Raw genomic sequence first — 460 nt, 5'->3', positions numbered from 1 at the left:
CTTGGTGTTCTTCGTACAGCTTTTCTCGAAGAGCGTGGCTGATGTACCCTTTGTCCCCAAAGTTGTAGGGATGAGGGATTTGAGTCATCACCGTTTCAGCGGCTTTGACGTCGTGGCAGGACGCTTCCGTCACGACATAGCCCATGGCCAGCCCTTGATTGGTCACTTGAAGATGCAGCTTGAAACCGTAGTACCATTGCTTTTTGGAAGCACAATACCCCATATCCGCGATCCCTCGAAACCGCTTGACGCGCTGCATTCTTGCGGGATGGCACAACGGAAGAGGCAAGCTGTCGACGACCGCATAAGCATGGTGTTGGCCACGTTTCGCCAGCTCATGACGGATCCATTTGATGGCGAAACCAAGCGCCCGGCAGCGGCGGTTGTATCGGGAGCGTTCAAGAAACGAGCCGTTTGTGAACAAATTTCCCGTGACAAAACGATGCCAGGCTCGTTCGGA

1 pseudogene is annotated in these 460 nt (G+C 53.9%); it reads right to left on the bottom strand.

Annotated features, from left to right (window positions below):
* A pseudogene (locus I656_RS0117135) lies at positions 1 to 460 on the bottom strand (IS982-like element ISGsp1 family transposase); the annotation flags it as partial.

The sequence above is a fragment of the Geobacillus sp. WSUCF1 genome (genome assembly GCF_000422025.1).
GTDB lineage: Bacteria > Bacillota > Bacilli > Bacillales > Anoxybacillaceae > Geobacillus > Geobacillus zalihae.
The sequence above is the reverse complement of the archived record's forward strand: the minus strand, read 5'-3'. Positions and strand labels throughout refer to the sequence as shown.